The 26,574-nt window shown below is 72.1% G+C and carries 25 protein-coding genes; 4 read left to right on the top strand and 21 right to left on the bottom strand.

Annotation, left to right across the window (positions count from 1 at the left end):
* Positions 1 to 10 precede the first annotated feature (10 nt).
* Together ACIRJT_RS22470 and leuA are read right to left on the bottom strand one after the other, a co-directional pair.
* On the bottom strand, positions 11 to 688 hold the full coding sequence (locus ACIRJT_RS22470; RefSeq protein WP_403911717.1) for a TerB family tellurite resistance protein: 678 nt from the start codon (positions 686 to 688) through the stop codon (positions 11 to 13).
* Between the two features lie 250 nt (positions 689 to 938).
* On the bottom strand, positions 939 to 2,744 hold the full coding sequence (gene leuA, locus ACIRJT_RS22465; protein ID WP_403911715.1) for a 2-isopropylmalate synthase: 1,806 nt from the start codon (positions 2,742 to 2,744) through the stop codon (positions 939 to 941).
* A 289-nt stretch (positions 2,745 to 3,033) separates the two neighbouring features.
* Here leuA and ACIRJT_RS22460 point away from each other — a divergent pair, with 289 nt between their 5' ends.
* Together ACIRJT_RS22460 and ACIRJT_RS22455 are read left to right on the top strand one after the other, a co-directional pair.
* Complete coding sequence (locus ACIRJT_RS22460; RefSeq protein ID WP_403911714.1) at positions 3,034 to 4,110, top strand: M4 family metallopeptidase; 1,077 nt, start codon at positions 3,034 to 3,036, stop codon at positions 4,108 to 4,110.
* A 97-nt stretch (positions 4,111 to 4,207) separates the two neighbouring features.
* Positions 4,208 to 4,474 (top strand): protealysin inhibitor emfourin, encoded by a 267-nt coding sequence (locus ACIRJT_RS22455; RefSeq protein ID WP_403911713.1) that lies wholly within the window; start codon positions 4,208 to 4,210, stop codon positions 4,472 to 4,474.
* A gap of 25 nt (positions 4,475 to 4,499) precedes the next feature.
* Here ACIRJT_RS22455 and era read toward each other — a convergent pair whose 3' ends face one another.
* The 5 genes from era to ACIRJT_RS22430 all read right to left on the bottom strand — a co-directional run bounded on the left by era (position 4,500) and on the right by ACIRJT_RS22430 (position 9,490).
* Positions 4,500 to 5,474 (bottom strand): GTPase Era, encoded by a 975-nt coding sequence (gene era / locus ACIRJT_RS22450; RefSeq protein WP_403911712.1) that lies wholly within the window; start codon positions 5,472 to 5,474, stop codon positions 4,500 to 4,502.
* Between the two features lie 59 nt (positions 5,475 to 5,533).
* Positions 5,534 to 6,478: a WxL protein peptidoglycan domain-containing protein gene (locus ACIRJT_RS22445; RefSeq protein ID WP_403911710.1), complete on the bottom strand. Its 945-nt coding sequence runs from the start codon at positions 6,476 to 6,478 to the stop codon at positions 5,534 to 5,536.
* A 100-nt stretch (positions 6,479 to 6,578) separates the two neighbouring features.
* Complete coding sequence (locus ACIRJT_RS22440) at positions 6,579 to 7,913, bottom strand: beta-xylosidase (RefSeq protein ID WP_403911709.1); 1,335 nt, start codon at positions 7,911 to 7,913, stop codon at positions 6,579 to 6,581.
* A gap of 243 nt (positions 7,914 to 8,156) precedes the next feature.
* On the bottom strand, positions 8,157 to 8,510 hold the full coding sequence (locus ACIRJT_RS22435) for a cytidine deaminase (RefSeq protein WP_403911707.1): 354 nt from the start codon (positions 8,508 to 8,510) through the stop codon (positions 8,157 to 8,159).
* 86 nt (positions 8,511 to 8,596) lie between these two features.
* A complete protein-coding gene (locus tag ACIRJT_RS22430) occupies positions 8,597 to 9,490 on the bottom strand; it encodes a helix-turn-helix transcriptional regulator (protein WP_403911705.1) in 894 nt (297 codons plus the stop codon).
* A 101-nt stretch (positions 9,491 to 9,591) separates the two neighbouring features.
* On the opposite strand from ACIRJT_RS22430, the gene ACIRJT_RS22425 reads away from it, so the two are divergent.
* On the top strand, positions 9,592 to 11,007 hold the full coding sequence (locus ACIRJT_RS22425; RefSeq protein WP_403911704.1) for an MFS transporter: 1,416 nt from the start codon (positions 9,592 to 9,594) through the stop codon (positions 11,005 to 11,007).
* 59 nt (positions 11,008 to 11,066) lie between these two features.
* On the opposite strand, the gene ACIRJT_RS22420 is transcribed toward ACIRJT_RS22425, so the two are convergent.
* The 5 genes from ACIRJT_RS22420 to ACIRJT_RS22400 all read right to left on the bottom strand — a co-directional run bounded on the left by ACIRJT_RS22420 (position 11,067) and on the right by ACIRJT_RS22400 (position 15,634).
* Positions 11,067 to 11,420, bottom strand: coding sequence for an MmcQ/YjbR family DNA-binding protein (locus ACIRJT_RS22420; protein ID WP_103533602.1), 354 nt, complete (start codon positions 11,418 to 11,420; stop codon positions 11,067 to 11,069).
* Entirely contained in the window at positions 11,417 to 12,724 is a 1,308-nt protein-coding gene (locus tag ACIRJT_RS22415) for a hemolysin family protein (RefSeq protein WP_403911702.1), read from the bottom strand. Before ACIRJT_RS22415 ends, ACIRJT_RS22420 begins: the two co-directional genes overlap by 4 nt.
* Positions 12,721 to 13,218 carry an rRNA maturation RNase YbeY gene (gene ybeY / locus ACIRJT_RS22410; RefSeq protein WP_352241441.1) on the bottom strand — a complete coding sequence of 166 codons (498 nt, stop codon included), beginning with the start codon at positions 13,216 to 13,218 and terminating at the stop codon, positions 12,721 to 12,723. Before ybeY ends, ACIRJT_RS22415 begins: the two co-directional genes overlap by 4 nt.
* Positions 13,219 to 13,230: 12 nt before the next feature.
* Positions 13,231 to 14,295 carry a PhoH family protein gene (locus ACIRJT_RS22405; protein ID WP_371623356.1) on the bottom strand — a complete coding sequence of 355 codons (1,065 nt, stop codon included), beginning with the start codon at positions 14,293 to 14,295 and terminating at the stop codon, positions 13,231 to 13,233.
* Positions 14,296 to 14,437: 142 nt separating this feature from the next.
* Positions 14,438 to 15,634, bottom strand: a complete 1,197-nt coding sequence (locus ACIRJT_RS22400; RefSeq protein ID WP_403911699.1) for a carbohydrate kinase family protein — start codon at positions 15,632 to 15,634, stop codon at positions 14,438 to 14,440.
* 416 nt (positions 15,635 to 16,050) lie between these two features.
* Between ACIRJT_RS22400 and ACIRJT_RS22395 the strand changes: the two genes are divergently transcribed.
* Entirely contained in the window at positions 16,051 to 17,412 is a 1,362-nt protein-coding gene (locus ACIRJT_RS22395; protein ID WP_403911697.1) for an MFS transporter, read from the top strand.
* Here the strand turns inward: ACIRJT_RS22395 and ACIRJT_RS22390 are convergent.
* The 9 genes from ACIRJT_RS22390 to hrcA all read right to left on the bottom strand — a co-directional run bounded on the left by ACIRJT_RS22390 (position 17,376) and on the right by hrcA (position 26,511).
* Complete coding sequence (locus ACIRJT_RS22390) at positions 17,376 to 18,368, bottom strand: adenosine deaminase (RefSeq protein WP_403911696.1); 993 nt, start codon at positions 18,366 to 18,368, stop codon at positions 17,376 to 17,378. The genes ACIRJT_RS22395 and ACIRJT_RS22390 overlap by 37 nt on opposite strands.
* Before the next feature lie 54 nt (positions 18,369 to 18,422).
* A complete protein-coding gene (locus tag ACIRJT_RS22385) occupies positions 18,423 to 19,334 on the bottom strand; it encodes a ribonuclease Z (RefSeq protein WP_403911694.1) in 912 nt (303 codons plus the stop codon).
* A gap of 15 nt (positions 19,335 to 19,349) precedes the next feature.
* A complete protein-coding gene (locus ACIRJT_RS22380; protein ID WP_403911692.1) occupies positions 19,350 to 19,709 on the bottom strand; it encodes a histidine triad nucleotide-binding protein in 360 nt (119 codons plus the stop codon).
* Positions 19,710 to 19,820: 111 nt separating this feature from the next.
* Entirely contained in the window at positions 19,821 to 20,894 is a 1,074-nt protein-coding gene (locus ACIRJT_RS22375) for a tetratricopeptide repeat protein (RefSeq protein ID WP_403911690.1), read from the bottom strand.
* Entirely contained in the window at positions 20,891 to 22,297 is a 1,407-nt protein-coding gene (locus ACIRJT_RS22370; protein WP_403911688.1) for an ATP-binding protein, read from the bottom strand. Before ACIRJT_RS22370 ends, ACIRJT_RS22375 begins: the two co-directional genes overlap by 4 nt.
* Positions 22,298 to 22,403: 106 nt before the next feature.
* A complete protein-coding gene (locus ACIRJT_RS22365; protein WP_403911686.1) occupies positions 22,404 to 23,150 on the bottom strand; it encodes a 16S rRNA (uracil(1498)-N(3))-methyltransferase in 747 nt (248 codons plus the stop codon).
* Positions 23,147 to 24,220, bottom strand: coding sequence for a nitronate monooxygenase (locus ACIRJT_RS22360; RefSeq protein WP_403911684.1), 1,074 nt, complete (start codon positions 24,218 to 24,220; stop codon positions 23,147 to 23,149). Before ACIRJT_RS22360 ends, ACIRJT_RS22365 begins: the two co-directional genes overlap by 4 nt.
* 134 nt (positions 24,221 to 24,354) lie before the next feature.
* The gene (gene dnaJ / locus ACIRJT_RS22355) at positions 24,355 to 25,494 is read right to left on the bottom strand and encodes a molecular chaperone DnaJ (protein WP_403911682.1); all 1,140 of its coding nucleotides are present in this window, start codon (positions 25,492 to 25,494) and stop codon (positions 24,355 to 24,357) included.
* Positions 25,495 to 26,511: a heat-inducible transcriptional repressor HrcA gene (gene hrcA, locus ACIRJT_RS22350; RefSeq protein ID WP_018961217.1), complete on the bottom strand. Its 1,017-nt coding sequence runs from the start codon at positions 26,509 to 26,511 to the stop codon at positions 25,495 to 25,497.
* Positions 26,512 to 26,574: the final 63 nt, after the last annotated feature.

Here is a 26,574-nt window from a genome sequence, read left to right as displayed (position 1 = left end):
CCGGAAGGCTCTACGAGGGCGTACGGGCGGCTGCCGCCAGCAGGCGGGCGGTGTCGTCGGCGGCGAGCTGGAGGGCGCTGCCGACCGTGGTCAGGACCTGGCGCTCGGCGGCGCAGTAGGGTCCGTCGGCCAGCGCGATCCTGGCGCCCTGGAGGAGGACGGACTCGCGGCCGGCGGTGGCCAGGTGCGGGGCGAGCGGGGCCAGCACCTCGTGCAGCTCGATGGCGAGGGTCGGGCCGCAGGCCTCGGCGGCCGGGTCGGAACCGGAGCCCCGGCCGGTGTCGGCGGCCAGCACCTCGACGACGGTGAACAGCTGCTCCTGGGTGCAGTCGTCGAGCCCGGCGTCGCGCACGGTGGCGACGGCGGCCTCCAGGACGGTGCGGGAGGTGGTGCCCCCGGCGGCGAGGACGGCCAGGGTGACGGTGTGGACGGCCTCGCGGAGCATCGCCGAGAACCGGGTCGTGGTGGGGTGGTCCAGCGCCTCGGGGGCGTAGTGGGTGAGACAGGCGGCGCACTCGACGACGGGCTCGGTCTCGCCCCGGCGGACCAGCGGGACGCCGAGGACGGTGAGACGGCGGCGGCCGGTGAGCCGGCGGTAGTTGCGGTCTCCCCCGCAACCGGGGCAGAAGAAGGCGCCGTCGCCGACGGCGTCCCAGATGGTGCGAACGCCGCAGAGGACCGGCCTCATAGCGCGTTGTCCTTTGGTTGACCGCACGTCGCACACCTCCGTAACGCTCCGGCAACATTGCCGTGTGTTGGACGTGATGTTAGCCACACGCGAGTTGCGGCGTCAGCCTCTGGGACGTCACAACCCCCGGATATGGCCGAACCCCGACCACCCGGAGCGGGTGGTCGGGGTCCGTCAATGCCGTCGTACGGGGTCGAACCGGACGTCCGTCGAAGAGGGGGACGTGAAGGCCCGGGAGGGGCCGGTCGGGTCAGCGGGCCGCGCGGTTGACCGCGGAGACGACCGCCTTGAGCGAGGCGCGGGTGGTGTTGGCGTCGATGCCGATGCCCCACAGGACCTTGCCGTCGATCGCGCACTCGATGTACGAGGCGGCCTGGGCGCTGGCGCCCTCGCTCATCGTGTGCTCGGTGTAGTCCAGCAGCCGGGCGTCGATGCCGATGGCCTGCAGCGCTTCGAAGAACGCGGAGATCGGGCCGTTGCCCGTGCCGCTCAGCACGGTGTCCGCGCCGTCGACGGTGGCCTCGACGGTCAGGGTGTCCCGGCCGTCGGTGTCGGTGGTGGTCTGGCCGGAGCGGAGCTGGACGCGTCCCCATCGAGCCGCGGTGTTCTCCGCGTTCGGCAGGTACTCGTCCTGGAAGGTGGTCCAGATCTGGGCCGGGGTGACCTCGCCGCCCTCGGCGTCGGTCTTGGCCTGAATGATCCGGGAGAACTCGATCTGCATCCGGCGCGGCAGGTCCAGCTTGTGGTCGTTCTTCAGGACGTAGGCGATACCGCCCTTGCCGGACTGCGAGTTGACCCGGATGACAGCCTCGTAGGAGCGGCCGACGTCCTTCGGGTCGATCGGCAGGTACGGCACGGCCCACTCGATGTCGTCGACCGTCCTGCCCTGGGCGGCGGCGTCGCGCTCCATGGCGTCGAAGCCCTTCTTGATGGCGTCCTGGTGGGAGCCGGAGAAGGCGGTGTAGACCAGATCGCCCGCGTAGGGGTGGCGCGGGTGGATCTCCATCTGGTTGCAGTACTCGCTGGTGCGGCGGATCTCGTCGATCTGCGAGAAGTCGATCTGCGGGTCGACGCCCTGGGAGAAGAGGTTCATGCCCAGGGTGACCAGGTCGACGTTGCCGGTGCGTTCGCCCTGGCCGAACAGGCAGCCCTCGATGCGGTCGGCGCCGGCCATGATGGCCAGTTCGGCGGCGGCGACGGCGGTACCCCGGTCGTTGTGCGGGTGGACCGACAGGCAGACGTGCTCGCGGCGGGTCAGGTTGCGGGACATCCACTCGAAGCGGTCCGCGTGGGTGGAGGGCGTCGAACGCTCCACGGTGGCGGGCAGGTTGAGGATGATCTCGCGGCCCTCCTCCGGCTGCCAGACGTCGCAGACGGCCTCGCAGACCTCCAGGGCGAAGTCCAGCTCGGTGTCGGTGAAGATCTCCGGGCTGTACTGGTAGCCGAAGACCGTCTCCGGGCCCAGGATCTTCTCCGCGTACTCCATGACCAGCCGGGTGCCGTCCACCGCGATCTGCTTGACCTCCTCGCGCGAGCCGCGGAAGACGACGCGGCGGAAGGTCGGGGCGGTGGCGTTGTACAGGTGGACGGTGGCCCGGTGGGCGCCGACCAGCGACTCCACGGTGCGCTCGATCAGCTCCTCACGGGCCTGCGTCAGGACGGAGATCGTCACGTCCTCGGGGATCGCGCCCTCTTCGATGATGGAGCGGACGAAGTTGAAGTCGGTCTCGCCGGAGGACGGGAAGCCGACCTCGATCTCCTTGTAGCCCATCGCGACCAGCAGGTCGAACATCTCGCGCTTGCGCGCCGGGGACATCGGGTCGATCAGCGCCTGGTTGCCGTCGCGCAGGTCGGTGGACAGCCAGCGGGGCGCGACGGTGATCCGGTTGTCGGGCCAGGTGCGGTCGGCGATGTCCACGGCCTCGTAGCCGCGGTACTTGTGGACCGGCATCCCGGACGGCTTCTGGAGCTGCGTCGCGTTGGTGATCGGGGTGGGGCGGCCGACGGAATCACGGGCGGGATTCACGGGATTACCGGCAGGATTCACGGTGGTCATGGCGTAGGGCTCCTCGGTCCAGCGGGGGTCGGCCGACTGTGTCGCTGCAGCACCAGACTCCGCGGGGAGGGGGTCGGCCTACGACTACAGGCCCTCGCCGCGGCAGCTAAGGAGAAGCAGCCCGAAACGCATGATGCGACGAGCGTAACCGAGTGTGGCCCGTGGTGTCGGTCCGTATCAGTATGCGGGATCGGGCATCGATGACGGGTAAACAGTGACTCATCACTCCATTTCGTCAATCATCGTCGCAACCAGTGACAGAGCCGTGACGGAGTGCCACAGTCGTTTCATGCACCTTCGAACCGACGGCGATCTCCACCCCGTCTTCTGCACCATCGTTCCGCCCCACGTCCTCGATCACCTGTCCCGGTCCGCCGACGCCCGGCTCGCGGATCCGGCCCGCCGCACCCTGGCCGCCGACGGCCTCCGCCGCGAGGGCCGTCGGACGAAGGCCCTCGCCGCCGTCCCGAGCACCCCCGGCGTACTGGCGGTCCCCACCAAGCCCCACCGCACCCTGTACGACTGCCGGAACGGCACCGACCTGCCCGGCCGCCAGGTCCGCGACGAGGGTGACAAACCCACCTCGGACGCCAGCGTCAACCGCGCCTACGCCGGCCTCGGCGCCACCTTCGAGCTGCTGCTCTCGGCGTACGGGCGCAGCTCCATCGACGGCAAGGGGCTGCCGCTGATCGGCTCCGTGCACTACGGCGAGGAGTACAACAACGCGTTCTTCGACGGCGAGCAGATGGTCTTCGGGGACGGCGACGGCGAGATCTTCCTCGACTTCACCGTCGCGGTCGACGTGATCGCCCACGAGCTGGCCCACGGCCTGACGCAGCACACCGCCAACCTGCGCTACGAGGGCCAGTCGGGCGCGCTCAACGAGTCGGTGTCCGACGTCTTCGGCTCGCTGGTGAAGCAGTACTCGCTGGGCCAGAGCGCGGAGCAGGCCGACTGGCTGATCGGGGCCGGGCTGCTGGCGCCCCGGGTCAGCGGGGACGCGCTGCGCTCGATGAAGGCCCCGGGCACGGCGTACGACGACGACGTCCTCGGCAAGGACCCGCAGCCGGGCTCCATGGCGGACTACATCGAGACGGAGGAGGACAACGGCGGGGTCCACCTCAACTCCGGCATCCCCAACCGCGCGTTCCACCTCCTGGCCACCTCGCTGGGCGGGAACTCCTGGGAGCGTGCCGGGCAGATCTGGTTCGACGTGCTGACCGGTGGCGAGCTGACGGCCACCGCGGACTTCGCGGAGTTCGCCCGGCTGACGGTCGCGGCGGCGGGCGACCGCTTCGGCGCGGGCGACGAGCGGGAGGCGGTCCTGAAGGCCTGGTCGGAGGTGGGCGTTCCGACCCGGGCGTGACCCGGCCCGCCCAGGAGGCGGCCACGAAGCGGACGGATGGCCGCCGCTCCGGCAGGCGGGGTTGAGCGACCGCACGGCCCCCGATAGACAGGACCCCATGCGTATTCAGGTCAGCCGGACCGGCGGCTTCGCCGGCATCGCCCGCCGCCATGAGGTCGACACCGAGGGCCGGGCGGACGCCGCGGAGTGGCACTCGCTCGCCGAGGAGGCGCTCGCCTCCGCGCGGCACACCCCGACGACGGGGGTACCGGACGGCTTCCGGTACGAGATCACCGTCGGGGACCGCACCGTGTACTGCGCTGACCCCGATCTGACCGGGGCGCAGCGCACGCTGATCTCACGCGTCCTCAAGGAGGGCGCGTGAGATCGGCACCTTCGGCCGGACGTGTCTAGAACCCGAGCTTCCGCAGCTGCTTGGGATCGCGCTGCCAGTCCTTGGCGACCTTCACGTGCAGGTCCAGGAAGACCGGCGTGCCGAGCAGTGCCTCGATGTGCTTGCGGGACTTGGTGCCGACGTCCTTCAGCCGCTGGCCCTTCGGGCCGATGATGATGCCCTTCTGGCTGGGGCGCTCGATGTAGACGTTGGCGTGGATGTCCAGCAGCGGCTTGTCCGCCGGGCGGTCCGTGCGCGGCAGCATCTCCTCGACGACGACCGCGATGGAGTGCGGCAGCTCGTCGCGTACGCCCTCCAGCGCCGCCTCGCGGATCAGCTCCGCGACCATGACCATCTCCGGCTCGTCGGTGAGGTCGCCCTCCGGGTAGAGCGGCGGGCTCACGGGCAGCAGCGGGGCGATGAGGTCGGCGAGCAGGCTCACCTGCTGGTCCTTGACCGCCGAGACCGGGATGATCTCGGCCCACTCGAAGCCCAGTTCGTCGGCGAGCGCGGAGACGGCGATGAGTTGTTCGGCCAGCGCCTTCGACTCGACCAGGTCGGTCTTGGTGATGATGGCGATCTTGGGGGTCTTCTTGATCCCCGCGAGCTCCTTGACGATGTACTTGTCGCCGGGGCCGAGCTTCTGGTCGGCGGGCAGGCAGAAGCCGATGACGTCGACCTCGGCCCAGGTGGTCCGCACGACGTCGTTGAGCCGCTCGCCCAGGAGGGTGCGCGGCTTGTGGAGGCCGGGGGTGTCGACCAGGATCAGCTGCGCGTCGTCACGGTGCACGATGCCGCGCACCGTGTGCCGGGTGGTCTGGGGGCGGTTGGAGGTGATCGCCACCTTCTGACCGACGAGAGCGTTCGTGAGGGTGGACTTGCCCGCGTTGGGGCGGCCCACGAAGCAGGCGAAGCCGGCCCGGTGGGGGGAGGTGGTCTCCGCTTGCGCGGCAGCGGATTCTTGGTTCGGTCGAGCGCTCATGGCGACCATTCTCCCCGATCCCGGCGGCTGCGGAGCACAGTGGGCCGCGCGAGGTCGTCACGGACGCCTCACTCCGTACGCGAACGGCGTCGGCGGGCCCGTGCCCACAGGGCCCCTCCGGCGGCGACGAGCACCGCGAGCAGTCCGGCCAGGAGCCACGGCACGGCCAGGAACGTGACGGCCGCCGACTCCCGGGTGCCCTTCGCGGTGGCGGTGAGCTCGACCTCGGCCCGGTCCAGCTGCGGCGCCCCGTCCCAGGTCTCGGTCAGCCGGACCCGCTGGCGGGGCAGCAGCTCGGCGGGCGGCTTCGTCAGGCCGCGCCTCAGCAGGGTCCGGCCGAAGAGGCCCTCGGCGCGCAGGGCGACGGTGGGGGCGAGGGTGACGTTCCCCCGGTTGTGCAGGGTGTACGAGATGACGGCGCGGCTCGTGCCGGTGCCCGGGACCAGTGGGCGGTCCTGCTCGATCCGGATGTCCTCGACGGAGAGCGCGGGGACGGTGGGCCCGTTGACCCGCAGGTGGATCCGGGCGCCGACGGCCCGGCGGAGCCCGACGGCCAGGGCGCCGCGGCGGGTGGCCGCGACGCGTTCGTCCAGGGCGATCAGCGCGCCGGGGTGGTCGCCCGGCTCGGCGTTCTCCGGGACGGTGATGGTCAGGGGCACGGTGACCGAGGCCTTGGGACCCACGGTGACGGTGTCGCGGTCGGTGCGGGCCCAGGCGCCGATGGAGCGCTGCTTCTCCTTCCGGTCGCGGACCGCGAAGCCGCCGTCGCGCGGGGTGTTGTAGGCGTCGGCGGCGTACAGCCGCAGGGTCAGCGGCTTCGCGGTCTTGTTGGTGACGGTGACCCGGTCGGTGAGCGTGCTGCCCGGGGCGGCGAAGAGGTAGAGGGAGGGGCGCGTCCCGGACGGGCCGGTGGCCGGCCGGACGGACCAGCTGCCGTTGTCCGCCGGGTGGGCGGCGGGCGTGGTGAGGAGGAGCAGGGCAGCTGTCAGGAGGAGTACGGAGAGCTTGCGCACGGTACGGGACCCCCAGGTCGCGTCCGGGTGGAGTGGGCCGGCCGGGTGCGCGCCCGGCCCACGGTGGTGAGGCCGAGGGCCTCGGGTGCGGGTCGGTGCCTCAGGTGAGCGTGAGGGTCAGCACGCCCGCGTAGGAACCGGCCCCGGTGAAGGCGGGCACGTCCAGGGAGAGCCCCGCGTCGACGGTGAACTCCCCTCCGGTGGCCGCCCCGTCGGGCGTGGACGCCAGGGTGGCCCCGCCGCTGCCGACCGTTCCGGCGCTGCCCGCCGCGCAGGTGCTCGGGCTGCCGGGCTTCGTGGCGCAGGACGGGGTCCAGTCGAGGGCGTCGGCGCTGATCCGCGCCCCGCCCGGCCCCTTGAAGTCGGTGACCTTTCCGGTGAGGGACCAGCCCGCGGGGCCGCCGCGGAAGTCCTCGACGGTCACCGTGCGCAGGTCGCCGGTGGAGGCGCCACCCCGGCCGAAGTCGACCCCGGACAAGGGGACGCTGTCGCCGGCCTGGGTCATGGACAGGGTGCCCGGACGGACGGTCGTGGTGAGCTGCTGGCTGCCGTCGGGGATCTCACCGCCCCCGGTGACGGTGTACGCCAGCGGGCCCGCGCCCTTCTCCGCGTCCCAGGCGCCGCCCTCGTAGGCGACGATGCCGGTGGTGTCCGGGTCGCTGACGGCGAGCCGGGCGGTGAAGGCCCCGGACGCGTCGGCGGTGGCCGTGGTGGTGTCACCGGTCTGCGCGTCGCCGTCGCGGCCCGCCACGGTGATGCCCGCGCCCGGGGTGAACTTCGTGCCGGTGACGGTGACTTCGTCGCCCGCCTGCCCGGAGGCGGCCGAGAGCCGGACGCCTCGTTCGTTGACCTGGCCGCCGCCGGTGGCGACGACGGTCTCCGACACGGGGGCGGGCGGACCCGTCACCGTGCAGGGGGTGTCCAGCTCCATGATGTAGCTGGTGTGGATGTTGTAGTCGCCGGGCGACAGGGTGATCGCGCCGGGTGCGGTGACGGTGAACGTGCCCGTCATGGCGAACGACGGGAAGGCGCCCTTGCCGGGGACCGGGGGGTTCTTCTTCGGCCCCGCGACGGTGACGTCGCCGCTCTGCGCACCGCCGAGGGTGACCTTCCCGGTCGGCGTCATGATGTCGGCGGGCAGGGCCAGGTCGACCGGGTTGCTGGCGGCGGGCACGACCACGGTGTAGGTCACGGCGACGGTGTCGCCGACCTGCGGGGTCGCGTCGTCGACGGTGATCTGCGCGGTCGTGGTGCCGTCGATGGGCGGGATGCCCGCGATGGGCGGCGGGATGCAGTGGGTGGGGAAGTCCACCTCGACGGAGGCCGTCGCGGCGGCCTGCGCCGGACCCCCGAGCAGCCCTCCCCCGGTGACGACGAGTGCGGTGATGCCCAGGGCGGCGGCCCAGCGGCGCCGCGGTTCGGTGGATCTTCGCATGGTCGGTCGCATGAATTCGGTGCCCTCCTGCGGAAAGCGGTACGGCGGCTCTTCCGTACCGGCAGGGGGCCATTGATGACCCGGGCGAAAAAGAAGTCAATGCAGACGAAATGCGGTGACTGATGGCCCATCAGATGATGGCATGATCGGCGGCCGGGCGGGGTTGCCCCTTCGGCCGACCGCCGGGCGGGCGCGTTCGGCCCGCCTTCACACGCCGGATCAGCCCGCCGTCACGCGCCCCGCTCAGCCCGCCGTCACGCGGCCCCGCAGCGTGCCGTCCGGGCCCGCGAGCAGCACCGGGGTGTCCGGTCCGCCGAGGTCCCGCACCGCGGCCCGGTCGTCGTCCGAGAGCGTCCCGGCGGCGGAGACGACCGCGGCCGCCTCCAGCGAGCCGGCGCCGCTGGCCACCGCCATGGCGACGGCGGTCTGCAGGGCGCTGAGCTTCAGCGACTCCAGCGCCACCGTGCCCGCGACATACGTGCGTCCCGTCTCGTCGCGTACGGCGGCGCCCTCGGGCACCCCGTTGCGGGCACGGGCGCTGCGCGCCAGGGTGACGATCTTGCGGTCCTCGGCGTCGAGCTCCGTGGTGTCGGTCATGGCACGAGCATACGAAGCGGGCGGCGGGCCCGCGCAGGTCACCCCGGCACCGGGAGTACCGGAAGTCTCCGGCCGTCCGGAACCGGTCACCCCGGCACCGGGTACAACGAGCCGCGCCGCCCCTCCGCCGAGGCGAGCCACTGGAGCCTGGCCTCGCAGCCGGTGCCGGGCAGCGGAGTGTGGAGGACGATCGCCAGGTCCGGCCGGGCGGGCACCCGCAGCTGGGTGGACTCCAGGGACAGGCGGCCGACCACCGGGTGCTCGACCTCCTTGCGGTTCTGTCCCGCGGGGGCGATGTCGCGCCGCTCGTACAGCTCGGCGAAGAGGGGGCTGGCCGCCTTCGCCTCCTCGGCCACGGCCCGGAAACCGTCGTCCTCGGGCGCCTCCGAGCAGGCCGCCCGGAACTGCGCCACCACCTGGGGGGCCAGCGCGTCCCAACTCGCCCCGGTGCGGTTGCGGTAGACGGGGTCGGTGAAGAAGGCGATGAGGCAGTTCTGCCGGATGCCCGGGCGCATGCCGAGCACCGAGGCGGCGGCCTCGTTGTACAGGACGGTGTTCCAGTACCGGTCCATGATGTGGGCCGGGTAGGGCATCCAGGCGTCGATGAGCCTGGTCAGCCCCTCGCACATGTCGGCGTCGGCCGGATCGACCTCGGGCGGGGGCGGGTTCAGCCCGGCCAGCGCGTACAGATGACGGCGCTCCGCGCTGCTCAGGCGCAGCACCCGGGCGACGGAGTCCAGCACCTGCGGGGAGACGGTGATGTCGCGGCCCTGCTCCAGCCACTGGTACCAGGAGACGCCCACCCCGGCGAGGACGGCGACCTCCTCGCGACGCAGCCCCGGGGTGCGGCGGCGGGCTCCCCCGGGCAGCCCGGCCTCGTCCGGGGTGACGCGGGCCCGGCGGCTCCTGAGGAAGGCACGCAGTTCGGCGAGGCGATGGGCTTTCGTGTCGTCCGCCGCCTGCTGGGCCACTGTGGCCACGTACTCCCCCTGGTGTCCGTGTGTGCGCCTGCCTGGTGGTGCGGGCAACAGGATAAGTTCCCGCTCCCCACGGTTATTCCGGCCGCCGCAGGGTGGGAGGCATGGCGATCGAATCCCCTCCCACCTCCCCTCCCGCCGCTGCGTCCTCCGCTCCGGTTTCCGCACCGCCCCGGCTCTCCGGCCGGGCCCGGCTGGTCCTCTTCGTGCTGTGCGCCGCCCAGTTCATGGTGGCCCTGGACTTCTCCGTGCTGAACGTGGCGCTGCCGGTGCTCGGCAAGGACCTCGGGCTGAGCACCACGGGCCTCCAGTGGGCCGTCACCGCGTTCGCGCTGCCGTCCGGGGGCTTCCTGCTGCTCTTCGGGAGGATCGCCGATCTGTACGGGCGACGCAGGCTGTTCCTCATCGGGCTCACCCTCTTCGGCGCCTCGTCCCTGCTGGCGGCACTGGCCTGGGACCCGGCCTCCTTCCTCGCCGGGCGGGCGCTCCAGGGCCTGGGGGCGGCGGTCATCGTGCCGACCGGGATGTCCCTGCTGACCACCACGTTCCCCGAGGGGCCGTTGCGCGACCGGGCGCTCGGGATCAGCGGAACGCTGATGTCGCTCGGCTTCACGGTGGGCATGGTCGCGGGCGGTGCGCTGACCGAGACGCTGGGCTGGCGCTCCACGATGGGCCTGCTGGCGGTGGCCTCGGTCGTGGTGCTGGTGCCGGCCCCGAGGATCCTGGCCGAGTCGCGCACGAAGGACCGGCCCAGGCTGGACGTGCCGGGCGCGGTGAGCGTCACCGGCGGTCTGCTGGCGCTGATCTACGCACTGTCCACGGCGGCGGAGCGCGGCTTCGGCGGCGTGGACGTGCTGGTCACCCTGTTCCTCGGCGTCGCGCTGCTCTCGGCGTTCGCCGTGGTGGAGTCCCGCTCGGCGGCCCCGCTGGTGTCGCTGCCGATGCTGCGGCGGCGGACGGTGGCGTTCGGCAACCTGGGCGGCCTGGTGACCTTCTCGATGATGAGCACCGTCGTCTTCGTCCTGACCCTGTACCTCCAGGAGGTCCTGGACCTCTCACCGTTCTCCACCGGTCTGGTCTTCGGAGTGCAGGGCGTGCTGTCGGTGGTGGCGGGAATGTACGCGCCGAAGCTGATCGGCCGGATCGGCGCCCGCCGGACCCTGGCGCTGTCGCTGCTCGGCCAGGGGTTGTTCATCGGCGCACTGCTGGGCCTGGGGCCGGATACGGGGGTGCTGCTGGCTACGGCCGCGGTGTCGCTGTCCAGCATGTTCCACCTGGGCGCGATCATCTCGTACGGGCTGACCGTGACGTCCGGCGTCCCGGACGAGGAGCAGGGCCTGGCGACCGGTCTGGTCACCACGACCCAGCAGGTCGGCCTCACGGTCGGCATCCCGCTGCTGGGCGTGCTGGCCACGACGCAGGACACGCTGTTCGACGGCGTACGGACGGTGGTCGCGGTCGCGGGGGCCGTTCTGCTGGCGGCGGGCGCGGCGGTGGCGGCCGGACTGCGGCGGAGCTGAGCCGAGCACGAGGACGGGCCCGCCCGGGAGGAGGCGGGCCCGTTCTCGTACGCACTCCTCTACGGGCGGTCCAGCCGCAGCCGCTCCGCCTTCGGGAGTCCGGCGACCACCAGGTCGTAGGAGTCCTCGACCAGCTCGCGCAGCAGCCGGTCCGGGACGCCGGAGACGGTGACCGTGTTCCAGTGGCGCTTGTTCATGTGCCAGCCGGGCACGATCGCGGGGTGCGTCCCGCGCAGCCGGATCGCCTCGTCGGGATCGCACTTGAGGTTGACGGTCAGCGGCCGACCGTCCAGCGCGGTGAGGGCGAACATCTTGCCCAGCACCTTGAAGACGGAGGTCTCCGGTCCGAACGGGAACTCCTCCACGCTCGCGTTGAACTCCAGGCAGAAGGCCCGCAGCCGCTCCGGCGTCATTCCGCTTCCTTCTCCCCGGTCTCCTCGGTCTCCTTGTGCTCCGGCTCGACGAGCACCGTGACGATCTTGTTCCGGCGGCCCGCGGGGGATTCCGCGGTGAGCCGGAGCCTACGGCCGTCGGGCAGCTCGACGGGCGCGGACGCACCGGCGATCGGGACCCGGCCGAGCGCCTTGGCGAGCAGGCCGCCGACGGTCTCCACGTCCTCGTCGTCGTATTCGTCGAGGTCGAAGAGGTCGCCGAGGTCCCCGATGTCGAGCCGGGCGGTGACCCGGTAGCAGCCGTGTTCCAGCTCCTGGACGGGCGGCAGCTCCCGGTCGTACTCGTCGGTGATCTCGCCGACGATCTCCTCCAGGATGTCCTCGATGGTGACGATGCCCGCGGTGCCGCCGTACTCGTCGATGACGACCGCGACATGGCTGCGGTCCTGCTGCATCTCGCGCAGCAGGTCCCCGGCGTTCTTGGTGTCGGGGACGAAGGCGGCGGGGCGCATCGCGGTGGAGACGGGGTCGGCCTCGGACTCGCGGTTGATGTGCGTCTTGCGGACCAGGTCCTTCAGATAGACGATCCCGACGACGTCGTCCTCGTTCTCGCCGGTGACCGGGATCCGGGAGAAGCCGGAGCGCAGGGCGAGGGTGAGGGCCTGCCGGATCGTCTTGTAGCGCTCGATGGAGACCAGATCGGTGCGCGGCACCATGACCTCGCGGACCAGGGTGTCGCCCAGCTCGAAGACCGAGTGCACCATGCGGCGCTCGTCGTCCTCGATGAGCGATTCCGCCTCGGCGAGGTCGACCATGGCGCGCAGCTCGGCCTCGCTGGCGAACGGGCCCTTGCGGAACCCCTTGCCCGGGGTCAGCGCGTTGCCGACGAGGATCAGCAGCTGCGGGATCGGCCCCATGATCCTGGCCAGCGGCACCAGGACGTACGCGGAGGCCGTGGCCGTGTTCAGCGGGTGCTGGCGGCCGATGGTGCGCGGGGAGACGCCGATGGCGACGTAGCTGACGAGCACCATCACGCCCATCGCGACGGCCAGCGCCTCCCAGGTCTCGGGCAGTTCCTGGAGACAGGCGTAGGTGACGAGGACCCCGGCCGACATCTCGCAGGCGACCCGCACCAGCAGGGCGACGTTGAGATAGCGGGTCGGGTCGGCCGCGATCTGCGCCAGCTTCGCGCTGCCGCGCCGGCCTGACCGGACCGCCTCGTCCGCCCGGAAGCTGGAGGTGCGGGCGATGCCGGCCTCCGCGCAGGCGGCCAGCCAGCCGACGACGACCAGCAGCACGGCCCCGATGATCAAGGGCGTGCTCACGAGACGGTGGGGGCGGGGGACGCGCCGGTGAGCCCGTGCTCTCCGCGCCAGCCGTCCACGATGGCGGCCTGGAGACCGAACATCTCGGCCTTCTCGTCCGGCTCCTCGTGGTCGTACCCCAGCAGGTGCAGCACTCCGTGGACGGTCAGGAGTTGGAGCTCCTCGTCCATGGAGTGCTGCGTCGGGGCCTCTTCGCCCTGCCTCTTCGCGACCTCCGGGCAGAGCACGATGTCACCGAGGAGTCCCTGCGGGGGCTCCTCGTCGTCCTTGGCCGGCGGACGGAGCTCGTCCATCGGGAAGGACATGACATCGGTCGGACCGGGGAGGTCCATCCACTGGATGTGCAGTTGCTCCATGGCGTCGGTGTCCACCACGATCACCGAGAGCTCGGACAGCGGGTGGATCCGCATCCGGGCCAGTGCGTAGCGGGCGATGTCGAGGATCGCCTGCTCGTCGACCTCGGTTCCGGACTCGTTGTTGACGTCGATCGACATGGTGCGCTGCGACTACTTCCCTTTTCGGCGGTCGCGTCGGCCGTCTTCGCGGCCTTCCGCCTGACCGTCCTGCTGACCGTTTCGGCTGTCGTACTTCTCGTACGCGTCGACGATACGGCCGACGAGCTTGTGCCGGACGACATCCTGGGAGGTGAGCCGGGAGAAGTGCACGTCGTCCAGGCCCTCCAGGATGTCCTGGACCTGCCGCAGCCCGCTCTTGGTGCCGCTCGGCAGGTCGACCTGGGTGACGTCACCGGTGATGACGATCTTGGAGTCGAAGCCGAGGCGGGTGAGGAACATCTTCATCTGCTCGGCGCTGGTGTTCTGCGCCTCGTCGAGGATGATGAACGCGTCGTTGAGCGTACGGCCACGCATGTACGCCAGTGGCGCGACCTCGATCGTGCCCGCCGCCATCAGCCGCGGGATCGAGTCGGGGTCGAGCATGTCGTGCAGGGCGTCGTAGAGCGGGCGCAGATACGGGTCGATCTTGTCGAACAGGGTGCCCGGCAGGAAGCCGAGCCGCTCCCCCGCCTCGACCGCGGGCCGGGTCAGGATGATCCGGCTGACCTGCTTCGACTGGAGGGCCTGCACGGCCTTGGCCATGGCGAGGTAGGTCTTGCCCGTACCGGCGGGACCGATGCCGAACACGATCGTGTGCTGGTCGATCGCGTCCACGTACCGCTTCTGGTTGAGCGTCTTGGGGCGGATGGTGCGGCCGCGGTTGGAGAGGATGTTCTGCGTGAGCACCTCGGCGGGCGTCTCGCCCTGGGGGTCTCCCTGCCCGTTGCCGGCCGCCCTGAGCATGGCGATCGACCGTTCCACTGCGTCCTCCGTCATCGGCGCTCCGGTGCGGAGCACGAGCATCATCTCGTCGAACAGGCGTTGGATGAGGGCGACGTCGGCAGCCTCGCCCGTGGCACTGATCTCGTTGCCCCGGACATGGATGTCGGCCGCCGGGAAAGCCTCTTCGATCACGCGCAACAGCGAGTCACCCGATCCCAGGAGCATCACCATGGGGTGTGCGGCCGGGATCCTGATCTGGGCACGCGCCTGCGGCTGTGTGGGTGTCTGAGTCATGGGCCGGCCCTCGGGCCTGCGCATACCTCCCGTTGCAGGGTTCTCGCTGCTCGACAACCTCTGGACATCCAAGCCTACGACCTGGCGGTGACAACGCGGAGTCCTTTTACCGCCCGTGTGTGCGACTCGGGCCGGCGGCCGCTCACTGCCGGAAGCCGATCGTGGGCACCGCGCGCCGCAGCGGCCAGGCGCGGGCCGAGGCGGGCAGGAGGTCGTCCAGGAAGGCGTAGCGCTCCAGGGCGGCGGGGTCCTGGCTCGCGCAGGTGCGGATCAGCTGCCACCAGGCGGCGACCTCGGCCCAGCCGGGAGCGGAGAGCGAGCCGCCGAACTCCTGGACCGAGAGGGCGGCGGTGAGCCCGGCGAAGGCGAGGCGGTCGGCGAGCGGCCAGTCGGCGAGGGTGCCGGTCACGAAGCCGGCGACGAAGACGTCCCCGGCGCCCGTGGGGTCGAGCGCCTCCACCTCGATGGCGGGCACGGCCGCGGCGGCTCCGGTGCGGCCGTCCACCGCGTACGCGCCCTCGGCGCCCAGGGTGACCACGGCGAGCGGGACCCGCTCGGCGAGCGCGTGGGCGGCGGCGCGCGGGCAGTCGGTGCGGGTGTAGCGCATCGCCTCCTCGGCGTTGGGCAGGAACGCCTCGCAGTGCGCCAGGTCGGGCAGGGCGTCCAGGTCCCAGCGGCCGGTCTCGTCCCAGCCGACGTCGGCGAAGATCAGCGCTCCGTTCCTGGCGGCGGTGGCCACCCAGGGCTCGCTCCGGCCCGGGGCGAGCGAGGCGATGGCGGCGCGGGCGCGCGGCGGGCAGTGCGGGAAGGCGGGGGCTGCGGCGGGGGCCGCAGCAGGGACCGCGGCTCCGCTGGAGACCGGGGTCCCGATGGGTGGTGCTGCGGTGCCGGGGGGCGCGGAGGGTGGGTGTGGCGTTGCGGTGCCGGGGGGCGCGGGTGCCTCGTGGCCGTGCGAGACCATCGTGCGCTCGCCCTCGTACGCCATGGAGACGGTGACCGGGGAGTGCCAGCCGGGGACGGTGTGCGACATCGACAGGTCGATTCCCTCGCCCTGTTCGAGGGCGTCCCAGCAGTACTCCCCGTAGTGGTCGTCACCGAAGGCGGCGGCGAGGGAGGTGTGCAGGCCGAGGCGGGCGAGGGCGGTGGCCATGTTGGCGACGCCGCCGGGGCTGGAACCCATGCCCCGCGCCCAGGACTCGGTCCCGCGCACGGGGGCGCTGTCCAGGCCGGTGAAGATGATGTCCAGGAAGACCGGGCCCGTCAGGAAGACGTCGCAGGCGGGATCCCGGGGGGCGCGCAGCGCCTGTAGCGGGTCGATGCCCGGAGTGTCTGTGCTCACCGTGCGCTCCCGGGGTCGTGCGGCGGATCTCGGCGGGATCCGGACCGTGTGAGGTGCGGCCAGTCTGCCCGATACGCCCGGGGGAACGCAGCGACTGCGGCCATGTGTTCGCAGCACGCCTGACCTGCATAAACATGCGCTAATACCCTGTGTTTTCCTGCATAAACGCATAAGTGGCCCAGATCACAGCGAGGCGGCTTTCGGCGGGCCGGAAGCGCTTGATACAAATTGCCCCGCGAGCACCTTCTGGGGTCTTCTCCGACGAGAGCCGCATATCCCAGCAATCCGCCGCAGACCCTTGTCGTACCCGCATGCCTTCGCATGCCTCCGTTCGCTTCGCTGTGCCCCGCTCCACCCCCGCTCCACTCCCCCTCCCCCCTCCCCCTGCCTGCTCAGGCATGTCTTCAGGAACGCCCATGTCCTCGCGCCCTGGTGCCGCGTGGCCCCTGGTGGCCGTGTTCACCGCCGGTTACCTCGCCTCCTATCTGCTCCCCACGCTCGTCGGCCGGCTCAGCGCCCAGCTGGGGCTGAGTCCCGCCCAGGCGGGCCTGGTCGGCAGCGCCCTGCTCCTCAGCTCGGCCGGCGCCGGCTTCTCCCTGGCCGGCCGGGTCGAGCGGTACGGGGCACGCACCCCCGCCCGCGTCGGGCTTCTGCTGGCCGCCATCGGTTACGGGTCCGCCGCGCTCGCCGGGTCCGTGCCGCTGGTGGTGCTCGGCGTGGTGGTCGGCGGCTTCGGCTCCGGCACGGCGACGGCGGTCGCCGCGGCCGGGATCGCCGCCCGGCGCGACCCGCACCGGACGTCCTCGCTCGGGCTGCTCACCGTGTCCGCCACCGCGGGCGTCCTCTATCTGACGATCCCCCACCTGGGCGGCGGCCACCGGCTTCCGTTCGCGGCGATCGCCCTGGTCGCCCTGCTCGTCTGGCCCGCGACCGCCCGGCTCGGCGGTGTGACGACGGCCGAGGAGACCGTCCCGCCGATCACCGGCCGGCTTCCGCACCGCCGCTCCGGGCTCGTCCTGGCGGGCGGCATGCTCGTCTGGTCCATGGCGCAGAACGCGCTGTGGGGCGTGAGCAGCCGCATCGGCGCGGTGCAGGTGGGGCTGTCCGAGGTCACCGTCGGCGCGGTGTTCGCCGCCGCGCTCGGAGCGGGGCTGCTCGGTGTGACGGGCGCGGGGCTGCTCGGCGCCCGGCTCGGCCGGGCGGTGCCGATCGGGCTGGGGACCGTGGTGATCGCGGCGAGCATCGTGCTCAGCTCATCGGCCCGGGACCTCGGATCGTTCGCGACCGGGGAGATCATGTGGAACACCTTCTACCCGGTGGTCCTCTCCTACCTCATCGGTCTTGCCGCCTCCCTGGACGTGCGCGGCCGCTGGGCGGTGCTGGCGGGCTCGGCCTCCTCCGTGGGGGTGGCCTGCGGTCCGCTGCTGGGCAGCGTGCTCTCCGCGGAGGCCGGCTATCCCACGATGGGGCTGATCCTGGGGGCGGCCACCCTGCTGGTCGCCGCCCCGGTGACCGCCGTGGCGCTGCACGCCGGCGGCCGTCCGCTGGTGCCCGGTTCGGTGCGCCGTCGCGGTGGCGCCCCGGCCGCCCTGCTCGCCGCCACCACCGGGAGCCTGCCCGGTGCGGTGCCGAAGCTCGGCTCACCGGAGCAGGCCGTCACGGAGCTGCGGGTCCCGGCCCTGCGGCGCAGGCGGCTGGTGCGCAGCGCGATCCGGACGGCCGGTCCGGACGGCGATTCCGGTCAGTCGAACGCGTACGCCTCGACCTCGGACAGGTAGCGCGCCCGGCGCTCCTCGTCGTGGTCGAGGAAGGCCGCCTCGAAGGAGTTGCGGGCGAGGGTGCGCAGGTGCTCCGGCTCCAGGGCGAGCGCGTCGCGGACGGCGTCGAAGTTGTCTCCGGCGTATCCGCCGAAGTAGGCGGGGTCGTCGGAGTTCACCGTGCAGTGGAGTCCGGCGGCCAGCATCGCCGGCAGCGGGTGGTCCGCGAGCTTGTCGACCGTGCGCAGCCTCACGTTCGACAGCGGGCAGAGCGTGAGCGGCACCCGGTCGGCGACCAGCCGCTCCACCAGCTCCGGGTCCTCCATGCAGCGCAGCCCGTGGTCGATGCGTTCGACGCCGAGGACGTCCAGGGCCTCCCTGATGTACTCCGGCGGGCCCTCCTCGCCCGCGTGGGCCACCTTGCGCAGGCCGAGGGCGGTGGCCGCCTCGTACACCTCGCGGAACTTGGCGGGCGGGTGGCCGACCTCGGCGGAGTCCAGGCCGATCGCGCTGATCCGGTGCAGATACGGCTTCGCGGCGTCCAGGGTGCCGAGGGCCGATTCGGCGGAGAGGTCGCGCAGGAAGCACATGATCAGCTGGGTGGAGACGCCGTGCTTCTCCTCGCTGCGCTCCAGCGCCCGGCCGATCCCCTCGATGACGGTGCCGATCGGGACGCCCCGGGCGGTGTGCGCCTGCGGGTCGAAGAAGATCTCGGCGTGCCGGACGCCCTGGGCGGCGGCGCGGGCGAGGTAGGCGTCGACGAGTTCGGCGAAGTCGTCCTCGGTGCGCAGGACTGCCATCAGCGCGTAGTACAGGTCGAGGAAGGACTGGAGGTCCTCGAACCGGTAGGCGGCGCGCAGTTCGTCGGTGGTGGCGTAGGGCAGGGCCATGCCGTTGCGCTCCGCGAGGGCGAAGGCCAGCTCGGGTTCGAGGGTGCCTTCGATGTGGAGGTGGAGTTCTGCCTTGGGGAGGGGCACGGTGTCTCGCAAACGGTGGTGCTGATGGGGAAAAACGGGGAGGACGGGGTCGGTTCAGTGGTGCCGGGTGGGGACCGGGACCCGGATCAGGTCCTGGGCGACGGTGAGTTCCCCGTCGAAGCCGGCGGCGCGTGCCTGGGTCTCGAAGAGCTCCGGGTCGCCGTAGCGCTGGGAGAAGTGGGTGAGCACGAGGTGGCGGACGCCCGACTCCTTCGCCACCCGGGCGGCCTGCCCGGCGGTCAGGTGCCCGTGGTCGACGGCCAGCTTCTCGTCCTCGTCGAGGAAGGTCGACTCGATGACGAGCAGGTCGCAGCCCTCGGCGAGCGCGTACACCCCGTCGCAGAGCCGGGTGTCCATGACGAACGCGAACCGCTGGCCGCGCCGCTCCTCGGAGACCTGCTCCAGCGTGACGCCGCCGAGGACGCCGTCGCGCTGGAGACGGCCCACGTCCGGTCCGGCGATGCCGTGCTCCTTCAGCAGGGCGGGCAGCATGCGCCGGGTGTCGGGCTCGGTGAGGCGGTAGCCGTACGACTCGACCGGGTGCGAGAGCTTCCTGCTGTCCAGGGTGTACGCCGGAGTGGTGGCGAGGACTCCGCCGGCTCCGGCGACCGGGGCCTGGTTCAGCTGGACGGTCTCGCGGTAGGCGGTGGCGTACCGCAGCCGGTCGAAGAAGTGCTGCCCGCTCGCCGGGTAGTGCGCGGTCACCGGGTGCGGCACCCGGTCGAGGTTGATCCGCTGGATGACCCCGGCGAGCCCGAGGGAGTGGTCGCCGTGGAAGTGGGTGACGCAGATCCGGTGGATGTCGTGCGCGGCGACCCCGGCCCGCAGCATCTGGCGCTGGGTGCCCTCGCCGGGGTCGAGGAGGATGCCCTCGCCGTCCCAGCGCAGCAGATAGCCGTTGTGGTTGCGGTGCCGGGTGGGGACCTGGCTGGCGGTGCCGAGCACCACCAGCTCGCGTACGGACATGGTCGGGGCGCTCCGTTATCCGGGGGGCCACTGGAGGCCGCGGCCGCCCAGGACGTGTGCGTGGGCGTGGAAGACGGTCTGGCCGGCGCCGGAGCCCGTGTTGAGGATGATCCGGTATCCGCTGCCGTCGACCTTCTCCTCGGCGGCGACCTCTCCGGCCTCGCGCAGGACGTCCGCCGCGATGAGCGGTTCGGCGGCGGCGAGGGAGGCGGCGTCCGGGTAGTGGACCTTCGGGATGACCAGGACGTGGGTCGGGGCCTGCGGGTTGATGTCGCGGAAGGCGACGGTGGTCTCGCTCTCGCGGACGATGGTCGCCGGGATCTCTCCCGAGACGATCTTGCAGAACAGGCAGTCGGACTGCGGCTCTCCCGCCATGGCCGGGCCTCCTCGTCGCTGGTGGTCGCTTCGGTTCTCCGAAGATCGGTACACGGGCATGCTATCGGGGCCGCTGCGGGCGAGGTGGGCGGTCCGGACGGCCGGCGCGGGTCAGCGCCTGCGCGGGCGGTCGAACCAGATGGTCAGCAGGACCGGTACGAGCCCGGTCCAGAACAGCACCTGCGGTAGGCCGCGTCCGCTCCACGGGACCAGGGCGATCACCACGGCGAACAGCGTCCCCCAGACCGCTTGGGCCAGCACCAGGCGCGCCCAGAACATCCTCCTCAGCAAGGACTGGAGGGAGAGCCGGACCCCTTGGCGAAGACTGCGGTAGCGCAGCAGCGCGCCGAGGCCCCAGGCCACCGCCATCAGGAACAGCGCGTAGAGGCGCATGCCGAGCGGCAGCGGCAGTTCCTTGGGGGTCTCACCCTCGGTGGGGAAGAGGTCGACGCAGACCCCCGCGATACAGAGGCTCAGCACCGCGAGCCAGCGGGTCCCGCGGAGCATGCGGAAGACGGTCTGGTCCAGTCGGGCGCGCATGCTGGTGGAGTCGGGGGAGGCGGCGAGGGCGTCCGCGTACGCCGAGGCCTTCGCCGGAAGACGCGCTCCGGGGGCGGCGGCCCGCATCCCGGCGTACTCCTCCACCGCCCAGGCGTCCTCCGGGTCCAGGCGGAGGGCCTGCCTCACGGCGAACTCCCGGATCTCGCCGGCATCGGGCCGCCCCGAGAAGGTCGCCGACTTCCACAGCGCGTAATAGGCCCCGCCGTACTCGGGGTTGAGGCGGACCGCCTGCTCGGCCGCCGCGACCGAGTCGAGCATCCGCTCCGGCCAGGCCATGAGCGCCTCGGACAGGGCGACATGGGCCATCGCGGACTGGGGGGCCAGCCGGACGGCTTCCAACGCGGCGGCGAGCGCCTCGTCCCTGCGGCCGGTGCGCCGCAGCCCGTACGTCCGCACCACCAGCGCGTCCCAGTCGTCGGGGGCGATCCTCAGGGCCTCGGCGGTCGTGCGGATCACCTCGTCGAACTCGCGCGACGCGAGGTGGCAGCGTGCGAGCTGGACCCAGGCCGCGCCGTCCTCGCCGTCCTCCGCGAGCCGGCGGGCCAGCAGGTCCTTGGCTTCGTCGTCGCGGCCCAGGGCGTGCAGGGCCTCGGCCTGTTCGGTGAGCGGGTGCTGAGTCGTCACAGGCGTCGCTTCTTCTTGAGGTAGGCGAGCAGATCGTCGTAGGACCCACCGTCGTTGGCGAACATGGCGACGTTGCGGGCGGTGGCGAACCAGGGTTCGGTCGAGGGCCGTACCGCCTTGGCGGCGGCCAGCAGGTCCTTCATGTTGATCATCCGGACGGTGCCGGTGCGGGCCGAGTCGAGGAGGGCCGTCTCGGACGCGGACTCGCAGAGGTGGGCGAGATCGGCGCCGGAGAAGTCCTCGGTGACCTTGACGAGCTTGCCGAGGTCGACGGATTCGATGGGCCGCTCACGCAGGTGGTAGCGGAGGATCGCCTCCCGCGCGGCGGCGTCGGGCGGCAGCACGAGCAGGGTGCGGTCCAGGCGGCCGGGGCGGCGCAGCGCGATGTCCACGTCCCAGGGGATGTTGGTGGCGGCGAGCACGAAGACGCCCTCGTTGGCTCCGTCGACGCCGTCGAGTTCGGTGAGGAGTTGATTGACGGTGTTGCGCATGCCGCTGGTGGCCGTACGGCTGCGCTTGGCGCCGAGTGCGTCCAGCTCGTCGAGGAACACCACACAGGGGGCCAGTCGGCGGGCGGTCTCGAAGACCTCGTGCATGTTGCGCTCGGAGTTGCCGATCCACATGTCGAGGACATCGTTGACCGAGACGGAGAGGAAGCGGGCGCCCAGCTCGCCGGCGACGGCGCGGGCGATGAACGTCTTGCCGCAGCCGGGCGGCCCGTAGAGGAGGAGTCCGCCGCGCAGGCTCTTGCCGAAGAGCCTGCGCAGTTCGGGGTTGCGCATGGGGGCCAGGAAGGCCGCTTCGAGGCGCTCCTTGACCTCGTGCATCCCGCCGACGTCGGCGAGGCGCAGCGTGGGCGCCTCGGTCTCCCACGCCGCGGCGTCCCCGGGATCGCCGCTGCCGTCCACGGTCAGCGCCTCGGGGGCGGCGCCGGGCGGCGGTGCCTGGGCGGACGGCCGGGACGGTGCCTGGGCGGGCAGCCGGGACGGTGCCTGGGCGGGCGGCCGGGACGGTGCCTGGGCGGGCGGCCGGGACGGTGCCTGGGCGGGCGGCCGGGGCGGCGCGGACACGAAGCGGGGCGGGACCACGTCCTTGATCTCGTCCTCGGCGGACCGCCAGTCGAACCCGCTTGCCGGGGTGGGGCTTTCGGGCGCGGCGGCGTCCTCGCCCGGGGCCCCGGGAGCGCGGGCCGGCCTCGGCAGGCCCATCGCCCGCATCATGAGTCCCCGTGCCGCCGCGTCCCCCGGCGCGTGCTGGAGCGCCACCGCGGCCTGGGCCACGGCGGCTTCGGCCTGCCCCTCGTCGAGCAGCAGCTCCGCCAGGTGCAGTCGCAGAGGCACGTCCGCGGGCGCCGCGTCGACGGCGGTGCGCAGGCTCATGATCAAAGGCGACTCGGTGGACATGACTTCACTCTACGTAACGTCACTGACAACAGACCGCCCGGGTTCACTCGCGGGCGCTCTTCCTCCCGACCGGGCTGAGCCGGCCCGACGCCCGCGTCGGGCCGGCTCAGCCCCAGCGGCCGGTGCGTCCCAGCAGCAGCGCGGTCGCGGCCGTCCCGGCGGTGGAGGTGCGCAGCACGCTGCGGCCGAGCCGGTAGGGGCGGGCGCCCGCCTCGGCGAAGGCGGCCAGCTCCTGCGGGGAGACGCCGCCCTCCGGTCCGACGACGAGCACGATCGTGCCCTCGGCGGGGAGTTCGGCGGTGGCGAGGGGAGTGCTGTCGTGGTCGCGGTCCTCGTGGAGGACGGCGGCGAAATCGGCGGCGGCGAGCAGGCCGGCGACCTGCTTGGTCGTCATGGCCTCGGCCACCTCGGGGAAGCGGACCCGGCGGGACTGCTTGCCCGCCTCCCGCGCCGTGACGCGCCACTTCGACAGCGCCTTGGCTCCGCGCTCGCCCTTCCACTGGGTGATGCAACGGGCCGCCTGCCAGGGCACGATCGCGTCGACGCCGGTCTCGGTCATCGTCTCGACGGCCAGCTCGCCGCGGTCGCCCTTGGGGAGTGCCTGGACGACGGTGATCCGCGGGGTGGGCGCGGGCTCCTCGTGGATGCTGCTCAGGCCGGTGACCGTGAGCCGGTCCTTGCCCTCGGTGGCCCGCACGACTCCCTCCGCCCAGTGGCCGAGCCCGTCGGTGAGGACGACGTCCTCGCCGGGGTCGAGCCGCTTCACGGAGACGGCGTGCCGCCCCTCGGGCCCCTCCAGGACGAACTCCGGCCCGGCGGGCATCCGATCGACGACGAAGACCGGTGCGGTCACCGGGGGCTCCTCATGCTCAGGGCCGACCGGGCGGCCTCCAGTTCGGCGGCGAGCAGCTCGATCAGCTCGCCCGCGGGCAGTTCCCGGGCCATCCGGTGGCCCTGTCCGGCCCACAGGGCCATGCCCTGGGCGTCCCCGGCCTTGGCGGCGGCGCGGCGCAGCCCGCTGGTGACGTAGTGCACCTGGGGGTAGGCGGCGGGGGCGTAGGGGCCGTGTTCGCGGACGAAGCGGTTGACCAGGCCGCGGGCGGGGCGCCCGGAGAAGGCGCGGGTCAGTTCGGTGCGGACGAACAGCGGGTTGGTCAGGGCCTGCTTGTGCAGCAGGTCCGCCCCGGACTCGGGGCAGACCAGGAAGGCGGTGCCGAGCTGGGCGGCGTCCGCGCCCGCCGCGAGGACGGCGGCGATCTGCGCGCCGCGCATCAGGCCGCCGGCCGCGACGATCGGGATCTGCACGGTCTCGCGGACCTGGGTGATGAGGGAGAGCAGTCCGGTGCCGGTCTGGTCGAGCTGCGGGTCGTCGCGGTGGGTGGACTGGTGGCCGCCCGCCTCGACGCCCTGGACGCAGACGGTGTCGGCGCCCGCCCACTGGGCGCTCTGGGCCTCCTCGGCGGAGGTGACCGTGACGATGGTGTGCGTCCCGGCCCTGGCGAAGGCGTCCAGGGTGTCGCGGGTGGGGCAGCCGAAGGTGAAGGAGACCACCGGAACCGGGTCCTCCAGCAGGATCGCGACCTTCGCCTCGTAGCCGTCGTCGCCGCTGCTGTCCGGGTCGCCGAGCGGGGTCTCGTACCAGGCGGCCTCGCCGGCGAGCTGGTGGCGGTAGACCTCGACGGCGCTGGGGTCGCCGAGCGCGGGCTGCGGCATGAAGAGGTTGACGCCGAACGGCCGGCCGGTGAGCCGGCGCAGCTGTTTGATCTCGTTGTACATCCCGTCCGCCGTCTTGTAGCCGGCGGCCAGGAATCCGAGCCCGCCCGCTTCGGCGACGGCCCCGGCGAGCTGAGGTCCGGACGCGCCGCCCGCCATGGGGGCCTGCACGATCGGATACCGGCAGAGATCGGTCAACTCGGAGGACATGACCGCATCGTGCCACGTCCCGCCCAACGGGGCCGAATCAGCCAGCCGATGCCGTGACCGGTTCTGCCGCCGTACGCCGCACCGCCCGCCGGTTCGGAACCGGCGGGCGGTGCGGTGAAAGGCGGAAAGCGGGTTCAGCGGCCGTTGAAAGCATCCTTCAACCGGGAGAAGAGCCCCTGCTGACCTGGCTGAAACTGGCCCAGGGGACGCTCCTCGCCGCGCAGCTTGGACAGCTCCCGCAGCAGCCGTTCCTGTTCGGCGTCGAGCTTGGAGGGGGTCATCACCTCGACGTGCACGATCAGGTCGCCCCGGCCGCCACCTCGCAGATGGGTGATGCCGCGCCCGTGCAGGGGCACGGACTGGCCGGACTGGGTGCCGGGCCGGATGTCGATGTCCTCCAGGCCGTCCAGCGTCTCCAGCGGACACTTGGTGCCGAGGGCCGCGGCCGTCATGGGGACGGTGACCGTGCAGTGCAGGTCGTCGCCGCGCCGCTGGAACACGGCGTGCGGCAGCTCGTGGATCTCCACGTACAGATCGCCGGGCGGGCCGCCGCCGGGGCCGACCTCGCCCTCGCCGGCGAGCTGGATACGGGTGCCGTTGTCGACGCCCGCGGGGATCTTCACGGTCAGGGTGCGCCGCGATCGGATGCGGCCGTCGCCGGCGCACTCCGGGCACGGGGTGGGCACGACCGTGCCGAACCCCTGGCACTGCGGGCAGGGCCGCGAGGTCATGACCTGGCCCAGGAAGGACCGGGTGACCTGCGAGACCTCGCCGCGGCCGCGGCACATGTCACAGGTCTGGGCGGACGTGCCGGGGGCCGCGCCCTCGCCGCTGCAGGTGTTGCAGACGACGGCCGTGTCGACCTGGATGTCCTTGGTGGTGCCGAAGGCCGCCTCGTTGAGGTCGATCTCCAGCCGGATCATGGCGTCCTGGCCCCGCCGGGTCCGCGAACGAGGCCCGCGCTGCCCGGCGTTGCCGAAGAACGCGTCCATGATGTCGGAGAAGTTGCCGAAGCCGCCGGCTCCGAATCCGCCCGCGCCACCGCCGCCGCCACTGGCGGAGAGGGGGTCGCCGCCGAGGTCGTAGACCTGCTTCTTCTGCGGGTCCGAGAGCACCTCGTAAGCGGCGTTGATCTCCTTGAACCGCTCCTGGGTCTTCGGGTCCGGGTTGACATCCGGGTGCAGCTCGCGGGCGAGCCGACGGAATGCCTTCTTGATCTCGTCCTGAGATGCGTCGCGGCGCACGCCGAGTACGGCGTAGTAGTCCGTGGCCACTTACGACTCCGCCAGGATCTGTCCGACGTAACGTGCCACTGCGCGTACCGCTCCCATCGTTCCGGGGTAGTCCATGCGGGTCGGTCCGACCACGCCGAGTTTGGCGACTGCCTCGTCGCCCGAACCGTAGCCGACCGCGACGACGGACGTGGAGTTGAGCCCCTCGTGGGCGTTCTCGTGCCCGATCCGTACGGTCATGCCGGAGTCCGTGGCCTCACCGAGCAGCTTCAGCAGGACGACCTGTTCTTCCAGTGCTTCCAGCACCGGCCGGATCATCACCGGGAAGTCGTGTCCGAAGCGGGTGAGGTTGGAGGTGCCGCCGATCATCAGCCGCTCCTCCGTCTCCTCGACCAGTGTTTCGAGGAGGGTGGAAAGGACCGTGGAAACCGTCCCTCGGTCCTCGCTGTCGAAGGATTCCGGCAGCTCCTGCACCAACTGCGGGACATCCGCGAAGCGGCGTCCGACGACCCGGCTGTTGAGCCGGGCCCGCAGATCCGCGAGCGATGCCTCGCCGAACGGCGCAGGGCAGTCGATCATACGCTGTTCCACCCGGCCGGTGTCCGTGATCAGGACGAGCATCAGCCGGGCGGGGGCGAGCGCCAGCAGTTCCACGTGCCGCACCGTCGAGCGGGTCAGCGAGGGGTACTGCACGACGGCGACCTGCCGGGTCAGCTGCGCGAGCAGCCGCACCGTCCGGCCGACCACGTCGTCGAGGTCGACCGCGCCGTCGAGAAAGTTCTGGATGGCCCGGCGCTCGGGCGAGGACAGCGGCTTGACGCCGGCGAGCTTGTCGACGAAGAGGCGGTAGCCCTTGTCGGTCGGGATGCGTCCCGCGCTCGTGTGCGGCTGGGCGATGAAGCCCTCGTCCTCCAGCACCGCCATGTCGTTGCGGACGGTGGCCGGGGAAACCCCCAGCCGGTGCCGCTCGGTCAGCGCCTTGGAGCCGACGGGCTCCTCGGTGCCGACATAGTCCTGGACGATGGCGCGCAGCACTTCGAGTCTGCGTTCGCTGAGCATCGCGCACACCTCCAGCTGTGTTTCCCGGTGTCTGTCTGGCACTCGGTGCGTTCGAGTGCCAGC

Origin of the sequence: Streptomyces sp. NPDC102283, assembly GCF_044766265.1 — a bacterium.
Classification (GTDB): Bacteria; Actinomycetota; Actinomycetes; order Streptomycetales; family Streptomycetaceae; genus Streptomyces.
Note: the sequence above shows the minus strand (reverse complement) of the source record. Positions and strands in the feature narration are given on the sequence as shown.

Excerpts from the sequence above, each read along its gene's own strand:
- ACIRJT_RS22470 (WP_403911717.1), bottom strand. The coding sequence starts at position 688 with ATGAGGCCGGTCCTCTGCGGCGTTCGCACCATCTGGGACGCCGTCGGC.
- ACIRJT_RS22385 (WP_403911694.1), bottom strand. The coding sequence starts at position 19,334 with ATGTCCGTACGCGAGCTGGTGGTGCTCGGCACCGCCAGCCAGGTCCCC.
- era (WP_403911712.1), bottom strand. The coding sequence starts at position 5,474 with ATGGTCGCCATGAGCGCTCGACCGAACCAAGAATCCGCTGCCGCGCAA.
- ACIRJT_RS22395 (WP_403911697.1), top strand. The coding sequence starts at position 16,051 with ATGTCCTCGCGCCCTGGTGCCGCGTGGCCCCTGGTGGCCGTGTTCACC.
- leuA (WP_403911715.1), bottom strand. The coding sequence starts at position 2,744 with ATGACCACCGTGAATCCTGCCGGTAATCCCGTGAATCCCGCCCGTGAT.
- ACIRJT_RS22425 (WP_403911704.1), top strand. The coding sequence starts at position 9,592 with ATGGCGATCGAATCCCCTCCCACCTCCCCTCCCGCCGCTGCGTCCTCC.
- ACIRJT_RS22380 (WP_403911692.1), bottom strand. The coding sequence starts at position 19,709 with ATGGCGGGAGAGCCGCAGTCCGACTGCCTGTTCTGCAAGATCGTCTCG.
- ACIRJT_RS22360 (WP_403911684.1), bottom strand. The coding sequence starts at position 24,220 with ATGTCCTCCGAGTTGACCGATCTCTGCCGGTATCCGATCGTGCAGGCC.
- ACIRJT_RS22435 (WP_403911707.1), bottom strand. The coding sequence starts at position 8,510 with ATGACCGACACCACGGAGCTCGACGCCGAGGACCGCAAGATCGTCACC.
- ACIRJT_RS22405 (WP_371623356.1), bottom strand. The coding sequence starts at position 14,295 with ATGACTCAGACACCCACACAGCCGCAGGCGCGTGCCCAGATCAGGATC.
- ACIRJT_RS22420 (WP_103533602.1), bottom strand. The coding sequence starts at position 11,420 with ATGACGCCGGAGCGGCTGCGGGCCTTCTGCCTGGAGTTCAACGCGAGC.
- ybeY (WP_352241441.1), bottom strand. The coding sequence starts at position 13,218 with ATGTCGATCGACGTCAACAACGAGTCCGGAACCGAGGTCGACGAGCAG.
- ACIRJT_RS22460 (WP_403911714.1), top strand. The coding sequence starts at position 3,034 with ATGCACCTTCGAACCGACGGCGATCTCCACCCCGTCTTCTGCACCATC.
- hrcA (WP_018961217.1), bottom strand. The coding sequence starts at position 26,511 with ATGCTCAGCGAACGCAGACTCGAAGTGCTGCGCGCCATCGTCCAGGAC.
- ACIRJT_RS22455 (WP_403911713.1), top strand. The coding sequence starts at position 4,208 with ATGCGTATTCAGGTCAGCCGGACCGGCGGCTTCGCCGGCATCGCCCGC.
- ACIRJT_RS22370 (WP_403911688.1), bottom strand. The coding sequence starts at position 22,297 with ATGTCCACCGAGTCGCCTTTGATCATGAGCCTGCGCACCGCCGTCGAC.
- ACIRJT_RS22440 (WP_403911709.1), bottom strand. The coding sequence starts at position 7,913 with ATGCGAAGATCCACCGAACCGCGGCGCCGCTGGGCCGCCGCCCTGGGC.